The organism is Bradyrhizobium sp. P2_E8, assembly GCF_056403875.1.
Genome location: NZ_JBFUES010001140.1, coordinates 1 through 2,189, shown reverse-complemented (window position 1 = coordinate 2,189; position 2,189 = coordinate 1). Strand labels below are relative to the sequence as shown.

Here is a 2,189-nt window from a genome sequence, read left to right as displayed (position 1 = left end):
ACCAACCCCAGCGCGGGCGATGCCTTATCTCTTTACCCGCTGCTTACCATACTAACCATGGCGACATTGAAGCAGCTTGGTTGGTAAAGTCTGAACGCCGTTAGACAATTTTTACCACGATCCGGCCGCGGACCTGGCCGGACAGGATTTTCGCGCCCCATTCGGAAACCTCGGCGAGCTGAATTTCGTGAGTAATTTCAGATAGTTTCGACCGGTCGAGATCCGACGCCAGACGCTGCCAGGCGGCCTTCCTGGGCTCGATCGGGCACATCACGGAATCGATGCCGAGAAGGCACACCCCGCGCAAAATGAAAGGCGCGACAGAAGACGGCAGGTCCATGCCGGCGGCAAGGCCGCACGCCGCGATCGCGCCGCCGTACTTCGTCATCGACAAAAGGTTGGCGAGCGTGGTCGAGCCGACGCTGTCGACRCCACCCGCCCATCGCTCCTTGGCGAGGGGCTTGCCCGGCGCCGACAATTCATTGCGGTCGATGATCTCGGCGGCGCCGAGCTGCCTGAGGTAGTCGGCCTCCGAGGTGCGGCCGGTCGAGGCGATGACGTGATAGCCGAGCTTGGACAGCACGGCGGTCGCGACCGAGCCGACGCCGCCGGCCGCGCCCGTCACCACGACGGGGCCGCTCTTCGGCGACAGGCCGTGCTTCTCCAGCGCCAGCACCGAGAGCATTGCGGTGAAACCGGCAGTGCCGATCGCCATGGCGTCGCGCGCCGACAGGCCCTGCGGCAGGGCGACCAGCCAGTCACCCTTCACCCGTGCCTTCTCGGCATAGGCGCCGAGATGGGTCTCGCCCATGCCCCAGCCGGTGCACACGACCTTGTCGCCCGCCTTCCACTGCGGATGCGAGGACTGCTCGACCGCGCCCGCGAAGTCGATGCCGGCGATCATCGGGAAGCGGCGCACCACCGGTGCCTTGCCGGTGAGCGCAAGGCCGTCCTTGTAGTTCAGCGTCGACCATTCGACGCGGACGGTGACGTCGCCCTCCATCAGCTCGGCTTCGTCGAACTGCGTAAGCTGCGCGGTGGTGCCCTTGTCCGCCTTGTCGATCCGGATCGCCTTGAATGTGGCCACGGCTGAACTCCCTGACTTGTTTCAGGGGATGTTTAGCCGATCAGGCAGGCTGCGCAACCGCCCGTTCGACGGGTTTCTCCACGATCGGAAGATTGATCAGCGCCGAGAGCACGCCGAACAGAATCGAGAGCCACCAGATCGGCGTGTAGGAACCGAACCGCTCGAACACGACGCCGCCGAGCCAGACGCCGAGGAAGCCGCCGACCTGATGGCTGACGAAGGCGAAGCCATAGAGCGTCGCAAGCCAGCGCGTGCCGAACATCAGCGCCACCAGCGCCGAGGTCGGCGGCACCGTCGACAGCCAGGTCAGGCCGGAGACCGCACCGAACGCAATCGCCGAGAACGGCGTGATCGGGAACGAGATGAAGGCCAGCGTCGCAAGCGCGCGGGTGAAGTAGATGGTCGAGAGGATGTAGCGCTTGGGCAGCGAGTTCTGGAGATAACCGACGCTGAGCGAGCCGATGATGTTGAAAAGGCCGATCGCCGCGATCACCCAGCCGCCGGTTTGCGTCGAGATGCCGCGATCGACCAGGAACGCCGGCAGATGCACCGTGATGAAGGCGAGCTGGAAGCCGCAGGTGAAGAAGCCGAGCACCAGCAGCACATAGGAGCGATGGCCAAAGGCTTCCGCGAGCGCCTTCATGAAGGTCTGCTCATCCGCCGGCGCCGCGTTAGCCGTGCTTGCGACCGGCGGCGTCGAGAGCGCCAGCGACAGCGGAATGATCAGCAGCATCAGGAAGCCGAACACGCTGAGCGCCTGCTGCCAGCCGAAATTGTCGATCAGCGCGACGCCGATCGGCGCGAACAGGAACTGTCCGAACGAGCCCGCCGCCGTGCCGGCGCCGAGCGCAAGCCCGCGCTTCTCGGCCGGCAACAGCTTGCTGAACGCCGACAGCACCAGGTTGAACGAGCAGCCGGCGAGACCAAAGCCGACCATCACGCCTGCACCGAGATTCAGCGACAGCGGCGTCGAGGAGTAGCGCATCAGGAGCAGACCGCCGGCATAGAGCAGCGCGCCGACGCACATCACCCGGAACAGGCCGAAGCGATCGGCGACTGCGCCCGCGATCGGCTGGCCCAACCCCCACAGCAAGTTCTGGAA

General features: G+C 65.4%; 2 protein-coding genes. Both read right to left on the bottom strand.

Translation table 11 applies throughout. The annotated features are described in order from the left end of the window. Nucleotides 1–100 precede the first annotated feature (100 nt). Nucleotides 101–1,087 carry an acrylyl-CoA reductase (NADPH) gene (gene acuI / locus AC1D00_RS37770; protein WP_477014176.1) on the bottom strand — a complete coding sequence of 329 codons (987 nt, stop codon included), beginning with the start codon at nucleotides 1,085–1,087 and terminating at the stop codon, nucleotides 101–103. A 40-nt stretch (nucleotides 1,088–1,127) separates the two neighbouring features. Beyond that, nucleotides 1,128–2,189: MFS transporter (locus tag AC1D00_RS37765; protein ID WP_477014175.1), on the bottom strand; the 1,062-nt coding region annotated here is incomplete at its 5' end.